Here is a 19,019-nt window from a genome sequence, read left to right on the forward strand (position 1 = left end):
CGGTGCCCGAAGGCGACACCGTGTTCCGTGCGGCGCACCGCCTCCGCACCGCGCTCGTCGGAAAAACCCTGAGCGACAGCGACTTCCGAGTACCTCGCTACGCCACCACCGACCTGTCCGGTGCGCGCGTCGAGTCCGTGCGGTCGGCGGGAAAGCACTTGTTCATCGATCTGCGGCGTCCCTCGGGCACCCCGGTCTCGATCCACTCGCATCTGATGATGGAGGGCCTGTGGGACGTGCACGCCATCGGTGCGAAGTGGCGCAGGCCGTGGCACACCGCACGAGTGGTGCTGCGTGCCGGAGACATCGAGGCCGTCGGCTTCGATCTCGGCGTCCTGGAACTGCTCGCCGATCCCGGCCCCGCGGTCGCCCATCTCGGCCCGGACCTGCTCGGCGACGATTGGGATGCGGCTCGCGCCGTCGAGAATCTGGCCACCGCCCCCGATACCCCGATCGGCATCGCTCTCCTCGACCAGCGCAATCTGGCGGGTGTCGGCAACGTGTATCGCAGCGAACTCTGCTTCATGCGGCGCGTGCACCCGGCCACACCGACGGCCGCGGTCGACCTGCCGCCACTGGTGGACCTCGCGCACCGGTTGTTGACGGCCAACCGGCTGCGCGTCGCCCGCGTCACCACGGGCGCCACCGGCCGCGGCCGGGAACTGTGGGTGTACGGCCGCGACCGCCGCCCGTGCCGCAGATGCGGTACCGCCGTCGAACGCGGGATGCTGGGCGAGCCGCCGGCCGAGCGCAGCATCTATGTGTGTCCGCGATGTCAGACACGGTGACGCGGATGCGCCGAACCCCTAGGGTCGGGCGCAAGACCGGTCGGCCCCAGGCGTCGACCCGCACCGCGACGTCAGGAGGACGAATGGACATCGAACAGCGCGTGGCCGCACTCGAGAAGATCGAAGCGATCAAGGAACTCAAGTACCGCTATTGGCGCGCCTGCGACGCCAAGGATCCCCGCGGATTCCGTGACGCCTTCATCGCCTCCGGCGCCCGGATCGATTACGGCCGCCTCGGCGCGTTCGACGACGTCGAGCCGATGGCGCGGATCTTCACTCAGGTGGCACTGCACAAGGTGGACGGTCGCCACGCCATCCTCGACATGCACCACGGGATGCACCCGGAGATCCGGCTCACCGGTGAGTCGTCTGCGATCGGCCGGTGGACGCTGCGATTCCGACAGCTCAACCTGTCGGACCGTACCGAGACGATCGCCACCGGCGAATACGACGACGAGTACGTCGTCGAGAACGGCGAATGGAAGATGTCGAAGTGCGTCTTCACCGAGACCTGGTCGGTGACACGCCCACTCGACGCCGGGGCGATCATCACCGAGGGCGCCTTCGCCGCAGAGTCGGCCGGGTGAACCGGATCAGCGGATCTCGTGGTCGGGCTCGGGCCCGAAGACGAACCGCCTGCCGGTGATCTCCTCCACGGCGATCTCCACGTACGTCGTCCGCACCGTGGGAATCCAGGGGTTGAGCGGGGTCTGGTCGGCCGCTTCGATCTCCGCGGAGTCTCGGAGGATGCGGGCGCGCCCCTTGGCCACCACGCTCCAGCCGATCCGGCTGGTGAAGGCGTCCACCTCGATCACTGCTCGGTCGTTGACGGCGAGCTCGGCCAGCTTCGTGCCCTCCGCGGTCCGGAACAGGATCTTGCCGTTCGACACGTAGATGTTCACCGGGAAGACGTCCGGCTGCCCGTCGACGCAGACCGCCAGCCTGCCGAGGACGCTGCCCTCCAGCAGTTCCCACGACTGTTCGTTGCTCAGGTTCTCCACCGGCTGCGTACTCATGGCCCCAGTCTGGCCCAGACCGCCCGGGCTGTACAGGGCACTTGGTCTGTGAGCCGGGCGACGTGAGTCGGATTCGCCGCTAGTCCGGAACGGGAACCGGTTCGAGGATCTCGCGGCGCGCCTCCGGTGCCGCGGCGCGCAGCGCATCGGCGGAGGCGTCGTCGGGCTGGCGCTGCGAGGCGATCTCGGCGTCCACCCGCGCCTTGTACGTCGCGACCTCGGTGGCGACCCTCGTCTCGTCCCATCCCAGGACCGGGGCGATCAACTCGGCCACCTCCTGCGCGCAGTCGACCCCGCGGTGGCTGTACTCGATCGCGATCCGCGTGCGACGGGCGAGCACGTCCTCCAGGTGGAGTGCGCCCTCGGCCCACACCGCGTAGACGATCTCGACCCGCAGGTACTGCGGTGCCGCCTGCAGCGGCTGCAGCAGCGACTCGTCGGCGTCGGCGTAGTACAGCACGTCGTCGAGCAGTGAGCCGTAGCGGTTCAGCAGCCGCCGGATCCGGTAGGGATGCAGGCCGAACCGCTGCCCCAGGTGCTCGCACTGGTTGATCAGTGCGAAGTAGCCGTCGGCCCCCACCAGCGGCACCCGCTCGGTGATCGACGGTGCGACACGGGTGGGGATGTAATCGTTGCAGGCGTCCACGGCGTCGGCCCCCATCACCCGGTAGGTGGTGTACTTGCCGCCCGCGATCGACACCAGGCCGGGTGCGACGACGGCCACCGCATGCTCGCGGGAGAGTTTGGAGGTCTCGTCGTCCTCACCGGCGAGCAGCGGCCGCAGCCCGGCGTACACGCCTTCGATGTCGTCGTGCGTCAGCGGGGTCACCAGTTCCTGGTTCACCCGGTCGAGGAGGTAGTCGATGTCTTTACGCGTGGCGGCGGGATGCGCGAGGTCGAGGTTCCAGTCGGTGTCGGTGGTGCCGATGATCCAGTGCGTCTCCCAGGGGATCACGAAGAGCACCGAACTGGCCGTCCGCAGGATGATCGCAGTCTCCGAGACGATCCGGTCGCGCGGGACCACGATGTGCACTCCCTTGGACGCACGCACCTTGAAGTGACCGCGCTGCTTCGAGAGTGCCTGCACCTCGTCGGTCCACACCCCGGCCGCGTTGATGACGCAGTGTCCGCGCACCTCGGTGGTCTCCCCCGTCTCCGAATCGCGGACCTTCACGCCCATCACCCGGTCGGACTCGGTGAGGAAGCCGACGGCCTGCGTCGAGGTCCGGATCACCGCACCGTACTGCGACGCGGTGCGGGCGAGGGTGAGGCTGTGACGGGCGTCGTCGACGACCGTGTCGTAGTACCGGATGCCGCCGATCAGCGAATCGCGCTTGAGGCTCGGCGCCACGCGCAGCGCACCCGACCGCGACACGTGCCGTTGTCCCGGAACCGATTTGGCGCCGCCCATCCGGTCGTAGAGGAACAGTCCGGCGGCCATGTACGGGCGCTCCCAGAAGCGGCGCGTGAGCGGAGCGAGGAAGGGCAGCGGCTTCACCAGGTGCGGAGCGAGCAGACGCAGCGACAGCTCGCGTTCACGCAGCGCCTCCCGCACCAGACCGAACTCGAACTGCTCCAGGTAGCGGAGCCCGCCGTGGAACATCTTCGACGAGCGGCTCGAGGTGCCGGACGCGATGTCGCGGGCCTCCACGAGCGCCACGCGAAGACCGCGAGTGGCCGCGTCGAGCGCCGCGCCGACGCCGACCACTCCGCCGCCGACGACCACGATGTCGAACTGTTCAGAGCCCAGTCTGCGCCAGGCCTCGTCGCGATAGGCGGGGCTGAGGTCGGCGGGCCGATCCGGATTGAACTCGCTCTCCATATTTCGCAAGACTACCCGAGGGTAACCGGCCGTCATGCCAGACTTGACGGCGTGAAATCGGATGCTCAGTACGTCGCCGCAATCGATCAGGGAACCACGTCCACCCGGGCGATGATCTTCGACCGCAAGGGGTCTGTGATGATGAGCGAGCAGGTGGAGCACAGACAGATCTTTCCCCGCGCCGGCTGGGTGGAGCACGACCCGATGGAGATCTGGCGCAACACCCGTCGCGTGGCCGCCGCCGCGCTGGCGGCGGCGCAGCTGCATCCGGGGAACATCGCGGCATGCGGGATCACCAATCAGCGGGAGACCACCGTCGTCTGGGATCGGCACACCGGCACTCCGATCCACAACGCGATCGTCTGGCAGGACACCCGCACCGATGCGCTGTGCGAGGAACTCGCGGGCGAGCACGGCGTCGACCGCTATCGCGAGCGGACCGGGCTGCCGCTGTCGACGTACTTCGCCGGGCCGAAGGTCGCGTGGATCCTCGACAACGTCGAGGGCGCCCGCGATCGCGCCGAGGCCGGCGACCTGCTGTTCGGAACGATGGACAGCTGGCTGGCGTGGAACATGACCGGCGGCGTCGACGGCGGGCTGCACGTCACCGACGTGACGAATGCGTCCCGCACCATGCTGATGGATCTGCATACGCTGCAATGGGATCCGGAGATCTGCGCGGACCTGCGCATCCCGATGTCGATGCTTCCCGAGATCCGGTCGAGCTCCGGTGTGATCGGGAGCCTGCGGACCTCGGGCTCCCTCCCAGATGTGCCGCTGGGCGGCATCCTGGGCGACCAGCAGGCCGCGATGTTCGGCCAGGCCTGCCTGGAACCCGGCGAGGCGAAGAACACCTACGGCACCGGCAACTTCCTGCTGCTCAACACCGGCACCGAGGCAGTGCTCAGCAAACACGGCCTGCTGAGCACCGTCTGCTATCGACTGGGCGATGAGCCGGCACGCTATGCGCTGGAGGGATCGATCGCGGTCACCGGCTCCCTGGTCCAATGGCTGCGCGACAACCTCGGGATCATCGACACGGCCGCCCAGGTGGAGGAGTTGGCCCGCCGAGCCGACGACAACGGGGGCGTCTACTTCGTCCCGGCGTTCTCCGGGCTGTTCGCGCCCCGCTGGCGACCGGATGCGCGCGGCGTGATCGTCGGGCTCACGCGGTTCGCCGACCGCACGCACATCGCACGCGCCGTCCTGGAGGCCTCCGCGTACCAGACGCGCGAGGTGATCGAGGCGATGCAGGCCGACTCGGGCGTGCACCTGCAGACGCTGAAGGTGGACGGCGGCATGGTCGTCAACGAGCTGTTGATGCAGTTCCAGTCGGACATCCTGGATGTCCCCGTGGTGCGGCCGGTGGTGAACGAGACCACCGCGCTGGGCGCCGCATACGCGGCCGGCCTCGCCGTCGGCTATTGGTCGAGCACCGATGAGATCCGCGACAACTGGGCGCGCGGCGGGCGGTGGGAACCGCGGATGTCGGAGTCCGACCGCACACGGCTTTTCGAGGGCTGGAACCGCGCGGTGACGCACAGTTTCGATCTGGCATGAGCCATTGACATACAACCGATTAGTTGTATGTTTGAGAGGTGACCGAGGACGACGAGGACCGCGCTGACGCGCTGTTCCACGCCCTCTCCGACCGCACACGGCGGGACATCCTCCGGCGGGTGCTGGCCGGCGAGCACTCGGTCACCGCGTTGGCGGAGAAGTACGACATGAGCTTCGCCGCGGTACAGAAGCACGTCGCCGTCCTCGAACGGGCCGGTCTGCTGGTGAAACGCCGTGCGGGCCGCCAGCAGATGGCGTCCGGCGACGTGAACGCTGTGCGCTCGGTGTCGGCGATGCTCTCCGACATCGAACAGATCTGGCGGGGCCGCATCGCCCGCGTCGACGACTTGCTCGCCGCATCCCCGGCCCCGACGACCGACACCACCGATCCCTCTGACATCCCACGAGACCATCGACCCTGAGGACCAGCCATGCCTGTCATCGACGTCCAGACCGACACGGACGCTCTCACCCTGACCATCACCGCCGAATTCGCCGCGCCTGTGGAGCGCGTCTGGGAGGTGTACGAGAACCCGCGCCGACTCGAGAAGGTGTGGGGACCGCCCGAGTACCCGGCGACCTTCGTCGAGCACGACTTCACTCCCGGCGGACGCGCCACCTACTACATGACCAGTCCCGAAGGTGAGAAGTTCGGGGGCTGGTGGCGCTTCGAGACAATCGACCCGATGTCGTCGTTCACCTTCGAGGACGGTTTCGCCGATGCCGAACTCAAGCCGCTCGACGGCATGCCGGTGTCGCAGAACCGCTACGTCTTCGAGGCCACCGACAGCGGCACGCGCGCTGTCTTCACCTCCACCTACGAGAGCGCCGAGAACCTCCAGAAGGTCTTGGAGATGGGCATCATCGAGGGAGCCTCGGCGGCGATCAACCAGATCGACGACCTCCTCGCCGCGTAGGCGAATCGGGCTCGCGCATGCGGCGGTCGACGGCGAACTCCCGCAGCGCGACCGCGATGCCGCAGAAGGCCAACGCGGCGAAACCGAAGCTGAGGACCCTGGCCGATCCCACGATGTCGGGGCCGCCCAGAGCCACCAGCAGACCCGCCAGCGCCGAGCCGCAGGCGTTCGCGATCAGCTGGCTGGTGTTCAGTCCCGCCGACGCCTGGGCGGCCTCCGCTTCGTCATCGGTGACCCGCAGACCCGCGGTGAACCAGTGCGCCATCGCCATGCCGATGCCGCAGCCGCCGACGAACAGCACCGCGTACCACGCCACGATCACGCCGGGCGAGGGGTCGCGCATCTGCAGCAGGCCGTACAGGATCAGCCCCGGCCCCAGCAGGAGCGGACCGCAGATCCGGACCGCTCGCCGCCCGCGCTCGCTCTCGATTCCGCTCGCGGAGATCGAGGCGACCGTCCATCCCCAGGACAGTGCCGCTCCGAGGAAACCGGCGGCGAGCGGCCCGAGCCCGCCGATCCGCTGCCCGAACAGCGGCAGGAAGGTCTCCACCGTCGACACCGCGGCGAGAACCAGGATCGCCAGGTAGATCCATCGCAGCGGCGACCGGCCCCGATAGGTCGTCTCCGGCAGCACTCGGGAACTCGCCCGCCGCTCCCAGCCCACGAAGCCCAGGCCCGCCAGCACGGCGAAGGCCAGCAGCGTCCACGTCGCGATCCCGTGCACCAGCGAGGCCACGCTGATCGCTCCGACCGCCGTCGTCAGCAACGCCAGCGACATCCACGGAACCGCGGCGGCCGGTTCACCGGATGTGCGCCGTGCGGGAAGCGCCCGAAGCGTCATCGCGATCAGCGCCAGCGCCAGGAGGGTGAGCAGGCCGAATGCCCCACGCCAGAAGTGGATCTGGGCGAAGAATCCGCCGACCACGGGTCCGACGAAGTTGCCGACTCCCCACATCGCCGACATCAGGGCGATGGACCGCTGCCACAGATGAGGAGCCAGCACCAACCGCACCACCGCGAAGCCCAGGCCGCCGAGGAGACCGGCCCCGAATCCCTGCAGGGCCCGGCCCACCAGCATCACGGTCATGGTCGGCGACGCGCCGGCGACCACCGTGCCCGCAGCGAACAGCGCGAAGGCCCACACGTACGACCGCCTGGCCCCGAGCCCGGCCAGCCAGCGGCTCACCAACATCGACGAGATCACCGAGACCACCAGGAAGACGGTCATCGTCCAGGCGTACAGGTCCTGACCGCCGATGTCGGCGACCGCACTGGGCAGCAGCGAGGTGGTCAGGTAGACGTTGATCGCGAACAGCGCCACGCCGCCCGCCATCACCACCATCGGCGCGCGGTTGTCGCGCCCCAGCAGTTCCCGCCAGGTGCTCAATCCAGATCGTCGTGCCGGACGAGCTGGCGGGCGGCCTCGGTGATCGATCCCGACAGGGACGGGTACACCGAGAACGTCTGTGCGATCTCCGAGACCTGCAACTTGTTCTCCACGGCGATCGCGATCGGCAGAATCAGCTCCGAAGCGTTGGGCGCGACCACCACGCCGCCGATCACCACGCCGGTCGCCGGGCGGCAGAAGATCTTGACGAAGCCGCGGCGCAGACCGCTCATCTTGGCGCGCGGATTGGTCGACAGCGGCAGCATCACGGTGCGCGCCGGGTACTCCCCCGCGTCGATGGCCTTCTGCGAGACACCGACGTTGGCGATCTCGGGCCGGGTGAAGATGGCCGACGCCACCGTCTTGAGCCGGATCGGGCTCACGCCCTCGCCGAGCGCGTGGTACATGGCGATGCGTCCCTGCATGGCGGCCACCGAGGCGAGCGGCAGCACCCCCGTGCAGTCGCCGGCGGCGTACACGCCGGGCGCCGATGTGCGGGAGACCCGGTCGACGGTGATGTACCCGCCCCGATCGGTCACCACGCCCGCCTCCTCCAGGTTCAGCGAACCGGTGTTGGGGACCGAACCGACCGTCATCAGCACGTGGGTGCCCGTCACCTCCTTGCCGTCCGCGAGGTGCACGGTGGCGGAGTCCTCATCGCGCGTCACCCGGTCGGCGCGCGCGTACTTGATGAGGGTCACTCCGCGCTCGGAGAAGGCCTCCTCCAGGACGCGCGCGGCATCCTCGTCCTCGTGCGGAAGCACGCGGTCCCGGCTCGACACCAGCGTCACCTTCACGCCCAGCTCGGTGTACGCGTGAGCGAACTCGGCGCCGGTGACACCCGATCCGACGATCACCAGATGCTCGGGCAGCTCGGCCAGGTCGTAGAGCTGGCGCCAGTTGAGAATCCGCTCCCCGTCCGGCTGCGCCGTCGGCAGGATCCGCGGCGACGCCCCGGTGGCGATGAGCACCACGTCGCTCTCGTAGGTCTCGGTGGTGCCGTCGGCGAGCGTCGCCACCACTTCGTGCGCTCCGATTCCGGTTCCCGTCCGACCGAGCCGTGCGGTTCCATTGACGATCGTCACGCCCTCGCTGATGAGACGCGAACGGATGTCGGCCGACTGCGCGAAGGCCAGATCCTTCACCCGCTGGTGGATCTGCGGCAGGGTCACCATCGCCTGGTCGGTGGCGATGTTGATGCCGAGGTCCACGGCACGGCGCACCTCGGTGCGGATTCCGGTGGACGCGATGAACGTCTTCGACGGAACGCAGTCCCACAGCACGCACGCGCCGCCGATCCCATCCGAATCGATGACCGTGATCTCCGCGCCGTAGGCCGCACCGGTCAGGGCCGCCTCGTAGCCGGCCGGCCCACCACCGATGATCACGATCTTCGCCACTGTGCACACTCCTTAGACACGACTCTGGACTCCGTGAACAAACTTATCCCCTGGCTGCTGCGCGCGCCGCCCGGACCGGCCGGTGTTCCCTCATCGGCCACCGACCGAATAGGCTGGCGACGTGCCGATCTATGCCGCCTACGCGTCGAACATGGACCCTGCCCAGATGCTGGAGCGGGCTCCGCACTCGCCGATGGCCTCGACCGGATGGCTCAACGGCTGGCGGCTGACCTTCGCGGGCGACGACATCGGTTGGGAGGGTTCGCTCGCCACCGTGACCGAGGACCGCGACAATCCCGACGCGCGCGTATTCGTGGTGCTCTACGACGTCACCGCAGAGGACGAGAAGAACCTCGACCGCTGGGAGGGCACCGAACTCGGCGTGCACCGCAAGATCCGCGCGCGAGTCGACACCGCCGACGGACCGGTACTGGCGTGGCTGTACGTCATCGACGGCTACGAGGGCGGTCTGCCGTCCGCGCGGTATCTCGGCGTGATGGCCGATGCGGCCGAGATCGCCGGCGCGCCCGCGGACTACGTCGAGCGGCTGCGCCTGCACGAGGCGCGCAACGTGGGTCCCGGGCCCGCGGAGCCGATGGACAACGAAGGCTGACCGCGGTCGGGAAAAATTTTGGCTCCCGGAGCGGTCTGAGAGGCCGTTGCGGGAGCCAAAATACTTCGGCCGCTCAGTCCAGCTCTCCGGAGAGCACGACTCCCGCGAGCGTCGCGACGCCCACGCCGAGCGCGCGCTCATCGATGTCGAAGTTCGGCTGGTGCAGATCGCACTGCTGGCCGACGCCGGTCCACACTCCGAGCCTGGCCATGGCGCCGGGCACCGACTCCAGGTACCACGCGAAGTCCTCGCCGCCGGGCGACTGCGGCGTGTCGACCGCTGCCGCCGGACCGATGGCCTCCACGCTGCGGCGCAGCATCGCGACACTGTGCGGGTCGTTGACCACCGGCGGAACACCGCGCACATAGGTCAAGTCGTAGGTGACTCCCAGCGGCGACACCAGTTCGCCGATGATGCTCCGCACCAGCGGCTCGAGGTCCTGCCACACGTCGCGGTCGCCGGTCCGGACCGTTCCGCGCAAGCGCCCCTCCTGCGGGATCGCGTTGGGGGCGTCACCGGAATGCGCGGCACCCCATGCCATCACGGTGCCCGAGCGCGGGTCCACCCGGCGCGACAGCAGTCCGGGGAGCCCGGTGATGACGGTGCCCATCGCGTACACGAGGTCGGCGGTCAGATGCGGACGCGAGGTGTGCCCGCCGGGCCCGCGCAGATGCACTTCCACACGATCGGCCGCGGAGGTCAGCGCACCCGCGCGCAGACCGACCGTTCCGGCCGCCAGGTGCGGATCGCAGTGCAGCGCGAAGATCCTGGTGAGCCCGTCGGTGACTCCCGCGTCGATCGCGTCGAGCGCACCGCCGGGCATCACCTCCTCGGCCGCCTGGAACAGGAGCCGGACCCCGAACGGCAGTTCGCCGCCGGTCTCGGCGAACTCGGACAGCAGCAGCCCGGTGCCGAGCAGAATGGCCGCGTGCGCGTCGTGCCCGCAGGAATGCGAGACACCCTCCACCCGCGAGGTGAACGGAAGTCCGGTCTGCTCCGGGATCGGCAGCCCGTCCAGGTCGGCGCGCAGCCCGATGCGCGGCTTGTCGGCCGGCCCCAGATCGCAGACCACCCCGGTGCCCTTCGGCAGGATCTTCGGGGACAGGCCCGCATCGCTCAGGATCTGCACAACCTTCGCCGTGGTCGCGAACTCGGCCATCGACAGCTCGGGTTCGGCGTGGATCTCCCGGCGCCACGCCACCACGCGGCCGAGATTCGATGCGAGCCAGGCGTCGATCACGGGAGAACTCACAGCAGTGTCGCCGGGGTCGGGGCGGTGAGGTCCTCCAACAGCGGCAGTCGCAGCGCGCGCTTGACGGCACCGAGGTTGTCGCCGGCGAAGGACGCGCGCTCGCGGGCGACCTCGCGGGCGCGGTCGAGCAGGCGGTCGGCCTCGACCGCCTCGTCGACGATCCCGCCGGCGACGGCGTCGGCGGCACCGTAGCGGCGGGAGGTCAGCATCGCCTCGGTGAGGGTCGCATCGGGAACACGCGTGCGCAGCAGACCCGCCATCCCGCGCGGGAAGGGCATGTTCAGCGCCGCCTCCGGCAGCGACCAGAACCCGCGGTCGGAGCGCATGATGCGGTAGTCGGCGCAGAGGGCGAGCATCGCTCCGGCGCCGAACGCGTGGCCGTTGATCGCCGCGATCGTCGGCGTCGCGGCCGTCACCACCTTCGCGTACAGGGCGTGGACGGCATCGAGATACGCCGGCAGCGGCTCCGCACCGGAGAAGATGTAATCGGTGTCGAGGCCGTTGGTGAAGAACTTGCCGGTGGCGCTGATGATGAGCGGCTTCTTCGCGGCGACGGCCTCATCGGTCAGCTCCGACACCCGGGCCATCCACTCACGGCCGAAGCGGTTCTCCGGATTCGCCTCGTCCAGTTCCATGCCCTCGGTACCCAGGTACAACTCGGCGGCGTCTTCGGTGAGAGTCAAGTACGGCATGGCAGAAACCTTATCGCCGCACACCTCGGCAGGAGCAGGCACGGGTGAGACACTACGGTTGCCTCATGGATCCAACCGTCGATCATGACGCCGCGGCAGCCGCCGCGGCCGCCGTCATCGCCACCGCTACCGACTGTCCCCGCCACGACGTGGCCGTCGTCCTGGGATCCGGGTGGGCACCGGCTGCGGCGGCGCTCGGCACGCCGGTCGCGCGACTGCCGATGGCTGACATCCCCGGCTTCGGGACCCCGTCCGCGCGGGGACACGCGGGCACCGTCGAGTCGATTCAGCTCGGCGAAACCCGCGTGCTCGTCCTGCTCGGCCGGATCCACGCCTACGAGGGCCATGCCCTGGCGCGCGTGGTGCACCCGGTACGGACCGCGGCCGCCGCCGGCGCGCACACCGTCGTCCTGACGAACGCGGCGGGCGGCATCCGTCCCGGACTCGAGGTGGGCCGACCCGTGCTCATCGCCGACCAGATCAACCTCACCGGCCGGTCCCCGTTGGAGGGCGCGCACTTCGTGAACATGGTCGACGCCTACAGCCCGGCGCTGCGTGCGGCGGCCCGCCGCGTCGACCCCGAACTGGCCGAAGGCGTATACGCGGGACTGCCCGGTCCCCAGTACGAGACGCCCGCCGAGATCCGCATGCTCGGCGTGATGGGGGCCGACCTGGTGGGGATGTCCACCGTGCACGAGACGATCGCGGCCCGGGCGGCCGGCCTCGACGTCCTCGGACTGTCGCTGGTCACCAATCTCGCGGCGGGAATCACCGGGGAGCCGCTCGACCACGCGGAGGTCCTGGCCGTGGGCCGCGAGTCGGCCGAGCGGATGGGCCGGCTGCTCGGCGCGGTCATCGGCGCGCTCGCCGAACGGTGAGCCGATGCTGACCTTCGGAACCGCCGGTCTGCGGGGCCCCGTGGCGCCCGGGCCCGACGGGATGAACGTCGCCACGGTGACCCGCGCGACGGCGGGCCTGGCCGACTGGCTGATCGCGCGCGGACACGCCGGAGCGCCCGTCGTCGTGGGCCGCGACGCCCGCCACGGCTCGGAGGAGTTCGCCGCGGCGACGCGCGAGGTCCTGGCCGCGAGGGGATTCGACGTGATCGCGCTGCCCGGCCCGGCGCCGACGCCGGTGACGGCCTTCGCGACCCGCGTGCACGGCGCCGCCGCCGGCGTGATGATCACCGCCTCACACAATCCGCCGCGTGACAACGGCTACAAGGTGTACCTGGGCGATCCGCCGTGCCCGGGCGCCCAGTTGGTGGGCCCCGCCGATCGGGAGATCGAGGCCGCGATCGCCGCGACCGGACCGGCGGAGACGATTCCCCGGAGACCGGTGGCTCCGGACCGACGAGCCCGCGCCGCGCGCGCCGACTACCTGGCGCGGATCTGCGCACGCTTCGAGGGGGCGATTGCGCGGCCCCTGCGGATCGCGTTGACACCGTTGCACGGCGTCGGCGGCGACCTCGCGGTGGAGGCGCTCGCCCGCTGCGGATTCTCCGACGTGCACGTGGTCGGCGAGCAGTTCGCTCCCGATCCGGACTTCCCCACGGTCGCTTTCCCGAACCCCGAGGAACCCGGCGCCACCGACCTGCTGCTGGCACTGGCCGACGACGTGGACGCCGATCTCGCGGTCGCGCTCGACCCGGACGCCGATCGCTGCGCGGTAGGCATCCGCGACGGCGACCGCTGGCGCATGCTCACCGGCGACGAGACGGGGGCGCTGCTGGGCACCTGGGTCCTCGACGCCGTCGCCGAGTCGGCGGTGCCGCACGGCGACCGCCCGGTGGTCGCCAGCTCGATCGTCTCCGGCACGCTGCTGCACGCCGCGGCGCTGCGTCGCGGCGCCGACGCCCGCCGCACCCTCACCGGGTTCAAATGGCTCGTTCGGGCGGGCGAACCGCTCGTCTACGCCTACGAGGAGGCGCTCGGGCACTGCGTCGACCCGGCTGCCGTCCGCGATAAGGACGGAATCAGCGCGGCGGTGGCCGCCGCCTTCCTCGCGTCGTCCTGGATCGGGCGCGGCGGGCTGGCCGCGGCACTCGGCGCGCTGCACGCTGAGAACGGCGTGCACGTGACGGCACCGCGGTCGCTCCGGCTCGACGATCCGTCCGAGATCGCTGCGATCATGGCCGGTCTGCGCACCGCGCCGCCGGCGGCGCTCGCCGGCATCCCGGTGACGGCCGCCGACTACGCCGAACGCACCGACGGCCTGCGAACCGACGGCGTGGAGCTGACCGGTCGGCGGCCGGACGGCGTCGCTCTGCGCGTCTTCGCCCGTCCGAGCGGAACCGAACCGAAACTCAAGTACTACGGACAGCTGAGCGCGCCGGTCGCGGACGGTAGCGTCAGCACCGTGCACCACGAGCTGTCGCAGCTGTTGGACGACGTCCTGGCCGAGCTTCCGGCCGGTCGTCGCGGGGAGGAGATCCGACGATGAGCTATCCGCAGTATCCGGATCCGGGGTATTCGCAGGGCGGGCCCCCGACCGGTCCTCAGCCACCCCGCAACCAGTCGCCCTGGTCGTCGCCGGCGGTGCTGGTCGCGATCATCGCCGGCGTGGTGCTGCTGATCGGCGGGATCGCCGCCGCCGTCCTGTACTCGCAGGGGAGGAAGTCGGACACCGCGGCCCCGGTCTCGTCGTCGAGTCCACCGACGACCGTCACTCATACCGCGACCGGCACTCCGACGCCGCCCACCGTCACCGCGCAGCCCACCACCACCGCGCCGACGATCCCGACCACCGCGCCGGGCTCAGGTCCGGTCACCGTCCCCGGCGCCGACCGCCAGGGCTTCCTGTCCGGGCCGCGCTGCAACGCCTCGGAGGACGACGCGGTGTTCGTCGGATACACCGAGCGCTCTCGCGTCGTCATCTGCCAGGTGGGCACACAGACCGGCCGCTACTACTACAAGGGCGAGGCCGACGGTGACACGGTCGAGGTGGGGTATCCGACCCGCAGCGGCGACACCTTCGTCGCGACCAACGGCAGCGTCGACTACGTGGTCTCCCCCAGCTCGCTGACGATCCGGGAGAACGGCTCGACGCTCACCGTGGAGCCGATGGTCTCCAGCTGGGTGGATTAGCGGCCCGCTCCTCCGCTCGCGGTCGTGGTGCTCGGAGTCGGACCGGTCGCGAACTGCGTCCGGTAGAGCTCGGCGTAGCGGCCGCCGCGTTCCAGCAGCGATCGGTGGTCGCCGCGCTCGACCACCCGGCCTGATTCGAGCACGATGATCTCGTCGGCCGCCCGGACCGTGGAGAGCCGGTGGGCGATGACCAGCGACGTCCGCCCCGTCAGCGCCTCCGCGAGGGCCGCCGAGACGGCGGCCTCCGACGTCGAGTCCAGGTGCGCGGTGGCCTCGTCGAGGATCACCACCGACGGTCGGGCGAGCAGCAGCCGCGCGATGGTCAGCCGCTGGCGTTCGCCGCCCGAGAGGCGGTAGCCGCGTTCGCCGACCACCGTGTCCAAACCGTTGGGCAGCGAGCGGACCAGATCGTCCAGACGCGCCCGCGCCAACGCCTCCCAGAGTTCGTCGTCGGAGGCGTCCGGCCGGGCCAGCCGCAGATTGGCGCCGACGGTGTCGTGGAAGAGGTGCCCGTCCTGCGTGACCAGGCCGACGGTGCGGTGGATCGCATCCGACCGCAGGTCGCGGAGGTCCACACCGTTGAGCGAGATGCCGCCCTCATCGACGTCGTAGAGCCGGGTGGCCAGCGACGCGACCGTCGACTTGCCCGCGCCCGAACTCCCGACGAGAGCGACCATCGAGCCGGCGGGGACCTCGAAGACGACCTCGTGCAGGACCGTGCCGCCGGTGCGGGAGTCCAGTTGCGCCACATCCTCCAGCGAGGCCAGGGACACCTTGTCCGCGGACGGGTACCCGAATGAGACGTTCTCGAATCGGACCGTGACGCCGTCCGCGGCGTCGGGTACGGTCTCGGCCCCGGGGCGGTCCACGATCAGCGGCCGCAGATCGAGCACCTCGAAGACCCGCTCGAAACTGACGAGCGCGCTCATCACCTCCACGCGCGCATTGGCCAGCGCGGTCAGCGGCGCATACATGCGGGTGAGCAGCAGAGCCAGTGAGACCACCGCTCCGGCGGACAGATGCTGATGCACCGCCAGCCAACCGCCGAGACCGTAGACCAGAGCCAGAGCGAGTGCCGAGACGAGCATCAGCGCGGTGTAGAAGTAACTCTGCAGCATCGCCTGGCGGACTCCGATGTCTCGAACGGCGTCGGCGCGGTCGCCGAACTCCTTCGATTCGATCTCCGGGCGCCCGAAGAGCTTCACGAGCGTGGCGCCCGGAGCGGAGAAGCGCTCGGTCATCTGCGTCGACATCCGCGCGTTGTGATCCGCGCTCTCCCGCGCGAGCCCCGCCATCCGGCTGCCCATGCGTCGCGCCGGCACCACGAACACCGGGAGCAGGATGAGGGCGAGCACGGTGATCTGCCAGCTGATCGCGACCATCACGCCCAGGGTCAGCAGCAGGGTCACCACATTCGACACCACCCCCGAGAGGGTGTCACTGAAGGCGCGCTGCGCGCCGATCACGTCGTTGTTGAGCCGGCTCACGAGCGCACCCGTCCGGGTTCGGGTGAAGAACGCGACCGGCATCTGCTGGACGTGGTCGAACACGGCTCGGCGCAGGTCCAGGATCAGCCCCTCACCGATGTTCGACGACAGCCACCGCGTACCGATGGAGGCCGCAGCCTCCGCGACGGCGATCGCCGCGATCAACAGCGCCAGCACCACGATCTCCTGACCGGCGGCCGAGCCTCCGGATCCGATGAGGTTGACCACCCGGCCGGCAAGGAGTGGCGTGACGACGGTGAGCACCGCGGTCACCACCGAAAGCAGGAGGAAGGTTATGATGCGCCGCCGGTGCGGGCGCGCGAAACCGCTGATCCGGCGCAGTGTCGCCCGCCGGTCCGCCCGCGCCGATTTCGCGTCGGCGGCGTGCATCGACTTGTACATGACGTCCCATGCGACCGATTCCATGCTCATCGCAGATCGCCCCGTTCGGTGCTCATGTCTTACAGTGCACTTCATCAAGTGCACTTGATGTCAAGGAAAGAGCCGATGGCCGAGAGTTCGCCGCGCGGAGCGTGGCTCAGACCGGGACAGGTCGCAGACCGTGCGGGGGTCGCCGTCTCGACGCTGCACTACTACGAGCAGATCGGGCTAATCACCAGCCGCCGCACCCCCGGAAACAGGCGGGAGTACCGCAGAGACACGCTGCGGCTGGTCGCCTTCATCCGCGCCTCGCAGACACTCGGCATTCCACTCGCCCGCATCAAGGCCGCACTGGACGCACTCCCGCATGAGAAGCCGCCGACCAGGCAGGACTGGGCACGGCTGGCTCAGGACTGGCGGGCCGACCTCGACCGCCGCATCGCCGGTCTGGTGGCCCTGCGAGACGATCTGGCCGACTGCATCGGCTGCGGCTGTCTGTCGCTCACCGAGTGTCCGTACGTCAATCCGGGGGATGTCCTGGGCGAACAGGGGCCGGGGCCGCGGCGACTGCCGCCGGCGACCCGGGGATGATCCGGGGTCTCAACGCGGACCGAACTGGCGGTCGCCCGCGTCGCCGAGCCCGGGAACGATGAACTTGGCCTCGTTGAGCCGTTCGTCGACCGCACCTATCACCAGGCGCAGCGATCCGCCCCACGTACGCAGGGCGTCGAGCCCCTCCGGTGCCCCGACCACGCAGATCGCCGTGAGATCGGTGGCGCCGCGGGCGACGAGCAGATCCAGCGTGTGCACCAGCGAGCCGCCGGTCGCCAGCATCGGGTCCAGCACGCACACCGGACGCCCGGTGAGATCCTGCGGCAGCGATGCGAGGTATTCGGTGGGCATGGCCGTGGTCTCGTCGCGGGCCACGCCGACCAGACCGATCCCGGCCTCGGGCACCGCTGCGAGCGCGGCGTCGAGCATGCCGAGACCGGCACGCAGGACCGGAACGAACAGCGGCGTGGACGCGAGCCTGCTGCACGACGCCTCCCCGACGGGAGTCCGCACCTGCAACGGGCGTTCCGGAGCATCCGCGAAGGCCTCGTAGACCAGCATCTGTGACAGTCGAGCGAGTGCGTTCCGGAAGGCCGCGTTGTCGGTGGCCTCGTCGCGCAGAACAGACAGCCACGCGCGGGTCAGCGGGTGATCGACGATGCGGACATGCAGGCCTGACGAGGGGGTGTCGGTCATGCGCTCATCGTAATGTCGGGCAGTCGGTGACACGCCGTGGCCGACGGCGGCGGAACCGTTCGGCGGCCGGGTGCGTCCAATTAGGTATGAACGTCCAATCCGGCACACCGGTCATCGTCGATCCGGCCGCGGTCCACGCCGTCGCCGCCAACCAGTCGGGAGCGGCAGAGGCCGTCCGTGCGCGCACGGCGGCCGAGCGATCCGGCACGAGCACGCTGGTACCGACTTTCGGGCTGATCGGCGTCGAGTTCCTGGCCGCGCTCGAACGGCTGGGCGTGGCGCGGGCCGACCGGCTCGACGCTCTCGCCTCGCGCCACGCATCGGCCGCCGATTGCGCGAGCACCGCCCGCACCGCGTACCAGTGTTGCGACGGCACCAGCGCCAACGCGGTCGCCGGGGTGCCGGCATGAGTGCCGAACTCTTGATCGCGCCACTCAAAGCGCTGGTGGCGACACTAGGCACCGGGGTGCTCCCGCCCGGGGCGACGGCGGTCTACTCCGACACCGGGTCCGCACTGGCCGAGGCCTCGACGCTGTCGGACCGGAGTGTCGCCGCCACCGCAGCGGGCTGGCACGGCGCGGGCGGCGACCGCGCGGGTACCGCATCACGCCGTCTAGCGACTGTCGACGACTCGATCGGCACCGCCGGCAGCGACATCTCGTCCATCATCGAGCACGCGGCCGGGCGGGTGAAGGAGGCGAACACCGAACTGAACGCTCTCGTCGAATCGTTCGTCGCGACTGCCGCGACGGTCCCGGCGATCGCCTCGCCCGCAGGGCTGGCCGCGCTGGTCCCGCTCGCGCTGAGCCATCTGGCTCGCGGGGTCCACGTGGTGCAGCGAGCGCAGGTCGACCTCTCGCGCGACGCCTCCGCCCTGGAGGGGCAGGAGGCGGCCGATCCGAGCGCGGCGCGGGCCGTTTCCGGTGTCCCGTCCGCCGGTATTCCGTCGTCGGGCGGCGGGCGGATCCCGATCACCCTCCCCGACGGCTCCGTGTCCTATGCCGAGAACGAGCGCGCCGCGACCGCCGTCCGCGCTGCGCTCAGCGTCCAGGGCACCCCGTACGTCTGGGGCGGAACCACCACCGACGGCTTCGACTGCAGCGGCTTCACCCAGTGGGCCTACCGGCAGGCGGGAGTGGAGCTGCCTCGGCTCGCCCAGGACCAGGACACCGCGGGGTTCGCCGTGTCACAGGACGACCTGCAGCCGGGAGACCTCGCCGTCTGGTCCGGGCACGTCGCCATGTACATCGGCAACGGCCAGCTCGTGGAGACCGGCGGCGATCCGGTCGGAGTGACGCCGTTGCGCACCTCCAACGCCGACCAGACCTTCGAGGGCTTCTACCGGCCCCGATGACGGTCGAGGCGGGCGG

20 protein-coding genes are annotated in these 19,019 nt (G+C 70.1%); 12 read left to right on the forward strand and 8 right to left on the reverse strand.

Translation table 11 applies throughout. The annotated features are described in order from the left end of the window. Positions 1 to 2 precede the first annotated feature (2 nt). Positions 3 to 788, forward strand: coding sequence for a DNA-formamidopyrimidine glycosylase family protein (locus ACE11G_RS12250; protein ID WP_375002337.1), 786 nt, complete (start codon positions 3 to 5; stop codon positions 786 to 788). A gap of 83 nt (positions 789 to 871) precedes the next feature. Next, positions 872 to 1,375 (forward strand): nuclear transport factor 2 family protein, encoded by a 504-nt coding sequence (locus ACE11G_RS12255; RefSeq protein WP_045539390.1) that lies wholly within the window; start codon positions 872 to 874, stop codon positions 1,373 to 1,375. Between the two features lie 6 nt (positions 1,376 to 1,381). On the opposite strand, the gene ACE11G_RS12260 is transcribed toward ACE11G_RS12255, so the two are convergent. Together ACE11G_RS12260 and ACE11G_RS12265 are read right to left on the reverse strand one after the other, a co-directional pair. Further along, entirely contained in the window at positions 1,382 to 1,804 is a 423-nt protein-coding gene (locus ACE11G_RS12260) for a pyridoxamine 5'-phosphate oxidase family protein (protein ID WP_045539388.1), read from the reverse strand. Between the two features lie 79 nt (positions 1,805 to 1,883). Beyond that, positions 1,884 to 3,626: a glycerol-3-phosphate dehydrogenase/oxidase gene (locus ACE11G_RS12265; protein WP_062367050.1), complete on the reverse strand. Its 1,743-nt coding sequence runs from the start codon at positions 3,624 to 3,626 to the stop codon at positions 1,884 to 1,886. 51 nt (positions 3,627 to 3,677) lie between these two features. Between ACE11G_RS12265 and glpK the strand changes: the two genes are divergently transcribed. Genes glpK through ACE11G_RS12280 form a run of 3 tightly spaced genes read left to right on the forward strand, consistent with a single transcriptional unit; the run spans position 3,678 to position 6,103 of the window. Next, positions 3,678 to 5,186, forward strand: a complete 1,509-nt coding sequence (glpK, locus tag ACE11G_RS12270; RefSeq protein ID WP_082781277.1) for a glycerol kinase GlpK — start codon at positions 3,678 to 3,680, stop codon at positions 5,184 to 5,186. 38 nt (positions 5,187 to 5,224) lie between these two features. Next, positions 5,225 to 5,608: a helix-turn-helix transcriptional regulator gene (locus tag ACE11G_RS12275; RefSeq protein ID WP_006896517.1), complete on the forward strand. Its 384-nt coding sequence runs from the start codon at positions 5,225 to 5,227 to the stop codon at positions 5,606 to 5,608. Positions 5,609 to 5,617: 9 nt separating this feature from the next. Further along, the gene (locus ACE11G_RS12280; protein WP_346075812.1) at positions 5,618 to 6,103 is read left to right on the forward strand and encodes an SRPBCC domain-containing protein; all 486 of its coding nucleotides are present in this window, start codon (positions 5,618 to 5,620) and stop codon (positions 6,101 to 6,103) included. On the opposite strand, the gene ACE11G_RS12285 is transcribed toward ACE11G_RS12280, so the two are convergent. Further along, the gene (locus ACE11G_RS12285) at positions 6,072 to 7,490 is read right to left on the reverse strand and encodes an MFS transporter (protein WP_375002341.1); all 1,419 of its coding nucleotides are present in this window, start codon (positions 7,488 to 7,490) and stop codon (positions 6,072 to 6,074) included. The genes ACE11G_RS12280 and ACE11G_RS12285 overlap by 32 nt on opposite strands. After that, on the reverse strand, positions 7,487 to 8,890 hold the full coding sequence (locus tag ACE11G_RS12290; protein WP_006896520.1) for an NAD(P)H-quinone dehydrogenase: 1,404 nt from the start codon (positions 8,888 to 8,890) through the stop codon (positions 7,487 to 7,489). Before ACE11G_RS12290 ends, ACE11G_RS12285 begins: the two co-directional genes overlap by 4 nt. Before the next feature lie 121 nt (positions 8,891 to 9,011). Here ACE11G_RS12290 and ACE11G_RS12295 point away from each other — a divergent pair, with 121 nt between their 5' ends. Then, positions 9,012 to 9,503 (forward strand): gamma-glutamylcyclotransferase, encoded by a 492-nt coding sequence (locus ACE11G_RS12295; protein ID WP_006896521.1) that lies wholly within the window; start codon positions 9,012 to 9,014, stop codon positions 9,501 to 9,503. Between the two features lie 73 nt (positions 9,504 to 9,576). Here the strand turns inward: ACE11G_RS12295 and ACE11G_RS12300 are convergent, their stop codons facing one another. Then, entirely contained in the window at positions 9,577 to 10,755 is a 1,179-nt protein-coding gene (locus ACE11G_RS12300) for an amidohydrolase (RefSeq protein ID WP_039867450.1), read from the reverse strand. Then, positions 10,752 to 11,447, reverse strand: a complete 696-nt coding sequence (locus tag ACE11G_RS12305; protein ID WP_278126739.1) for an enoyl-CoA hydratase/isomerase family protein — start codon at positions 11,445 to 11,447, stop codon at positions 10,752 to 10,754. Before ACE11G_RS12305 ends, ACE11G_RS12300 begins: the two co-directional genes overlap by 4 nt. Before the next feature lie 65 nt (positions 11,448 to 11,512). On the opposite strand from ACE11G_RS12305, the gene ACE11G_RS12310 reads away from it, so the two are divergent. From ACE11G_RS12310 to ACE11G_RS12320, 3 genes are read left to right on the forward strand one after another with little or no spacing between them, the layout of a single operon-like run. Then, the gene (locus ACE11G_RS12310) at positions 11,513 to 12,325 is read left to right on the forward strand and encodes a purine-nucleoside phosphorylase (RefSeq protein WP_062367053.1); all 813 of its coding nucleotides are present in this window, start codon (positions 11,513 to 11,515) and stop codon (positions 12,323 to 12,325) included. 4 nt (positions 12,326 to 12,329) lie between these two features. After that, positions 12,330 to 13,889 carry a phospho-sugar mutase gene (locus ACE11G_RS12315; RefSeq protein ID WP_062367055.1) on the forward strand — a complete coding sequence of 520 codons (1,560 nt, stop codon included), beginning with the start codon at positions 12,330 to 12,332 and terminating at the stop codon, positions 13,887 to 13,889. Further along, positions 13,886 to 14,533 carry a hypothetical protein gene (locus ACE11G_RS12320; protein WP_375002346.1) on the forward strand — a complete coding sequence of 216 codons (648 nt, stop codon included), beginning with the start codon at positions 13,886 to 13,888 and terminating at the stop codon, positions 14,531 to 14,533. Before ACE11G_RS12315 ends, ACE11G_RS12320 begins: the two co-directional genes overlap by 4 nt. Here ACE11G_RS12320 and ACE11G_RS12325 read toward each other — a convergent pair. Next, positions 14,530 to 16,452: an ABC transporter ATP-binding protein gene (locus tag ACE11G_RS12325; protein ID WP_375002348.1), complete on the reverse strand. Its 1,923-nt coding sequence runs from the start codon at positions 16,450 to 16,452 to the stop codon at positions 14,530 to 14,532. The genes ACE11G_RS12320 and ACE11G_RS12325 overlap by 4 nt on opposite strands. A gap of 75 nt (positions 16,453 to 16,527) precedes the next feature. On the opposite strand from ACE11G_RS12325, the gene soxR reads away from it, so the two are divergent. Then, positions 16,528 to 16,992, forward strand: coding sequence for a redox-sensitive transcriptional activator SoxR (gene soxR, locus ACE11G_RS12330; protein ID WP_375002350.1), 465 nt, complete (start codon positions 16,528 to 16,530; stop codon positions 16,990 to 16,992). 9 nt (positions 16,993 to 17,001) lie between these two features. Here soxR and upp read toward each other — a convergent pair whose 3' ends face one another. Continuing rightward, positions 17,002 to 17,649: a uracil phosphoribosyltransferase gene (upp, locus tag ACE11G_RS12335; RefSeq protein WP_375002352.1), complete on the reverse strand. Its 648-nt coding sequence runs from the start codon at positions 17,647 to 17,649 to the stop codon at positions 17,002 to 17,004. Between the two features lie 86 nt (positions 17,650 to 17,735). Between upp and ACE11G_RS12340 the strand changes: the two genes are divergently transcribed. Both ACE11G_RS12340 and ACE11G_RS12345 read left to right on the forward strand, forming a co-directional pair. Next, positions 17,736 to 18,059 carry a type VII secretion target gene (locus ACE11G_RS12340; protein WP_375002354.1) on the forward strand — a complete coding sequence of 108 codons (324 nt, stop codon included), beginning with the start codon at positions 17,736 to 17,738 and terminating at the stop codon, positions 18,057 to 18,059. Beyond that, entirely contained in the window at positions 18,056 to 19,003 is a 948-nt protein-coding gene (locus ACE11G_RS12345; RefSeq protein WP_375002357.1) for a C40 family peptidase, read from the forward strand. The genes ACE11G_RS12340 and ACE11G_RS12345 overlap by 4 nt, the downstream gene beginning before the upstream one ends. The last annotated feature ends 16 nt before the right edge of the window (positions 19,004 to 19,019 follow it).

It is taken from the genome of Gordonia sp. PS3 (assembly GCF_041950545.1).
In the GTDB taxonomy this organism is placed as follows: Bacteria; Actinomycetota; Actinomycetes; order Mycobacteriales; family Mycobacteriaceae; genus Gordonia; species Gordonia sihwensis.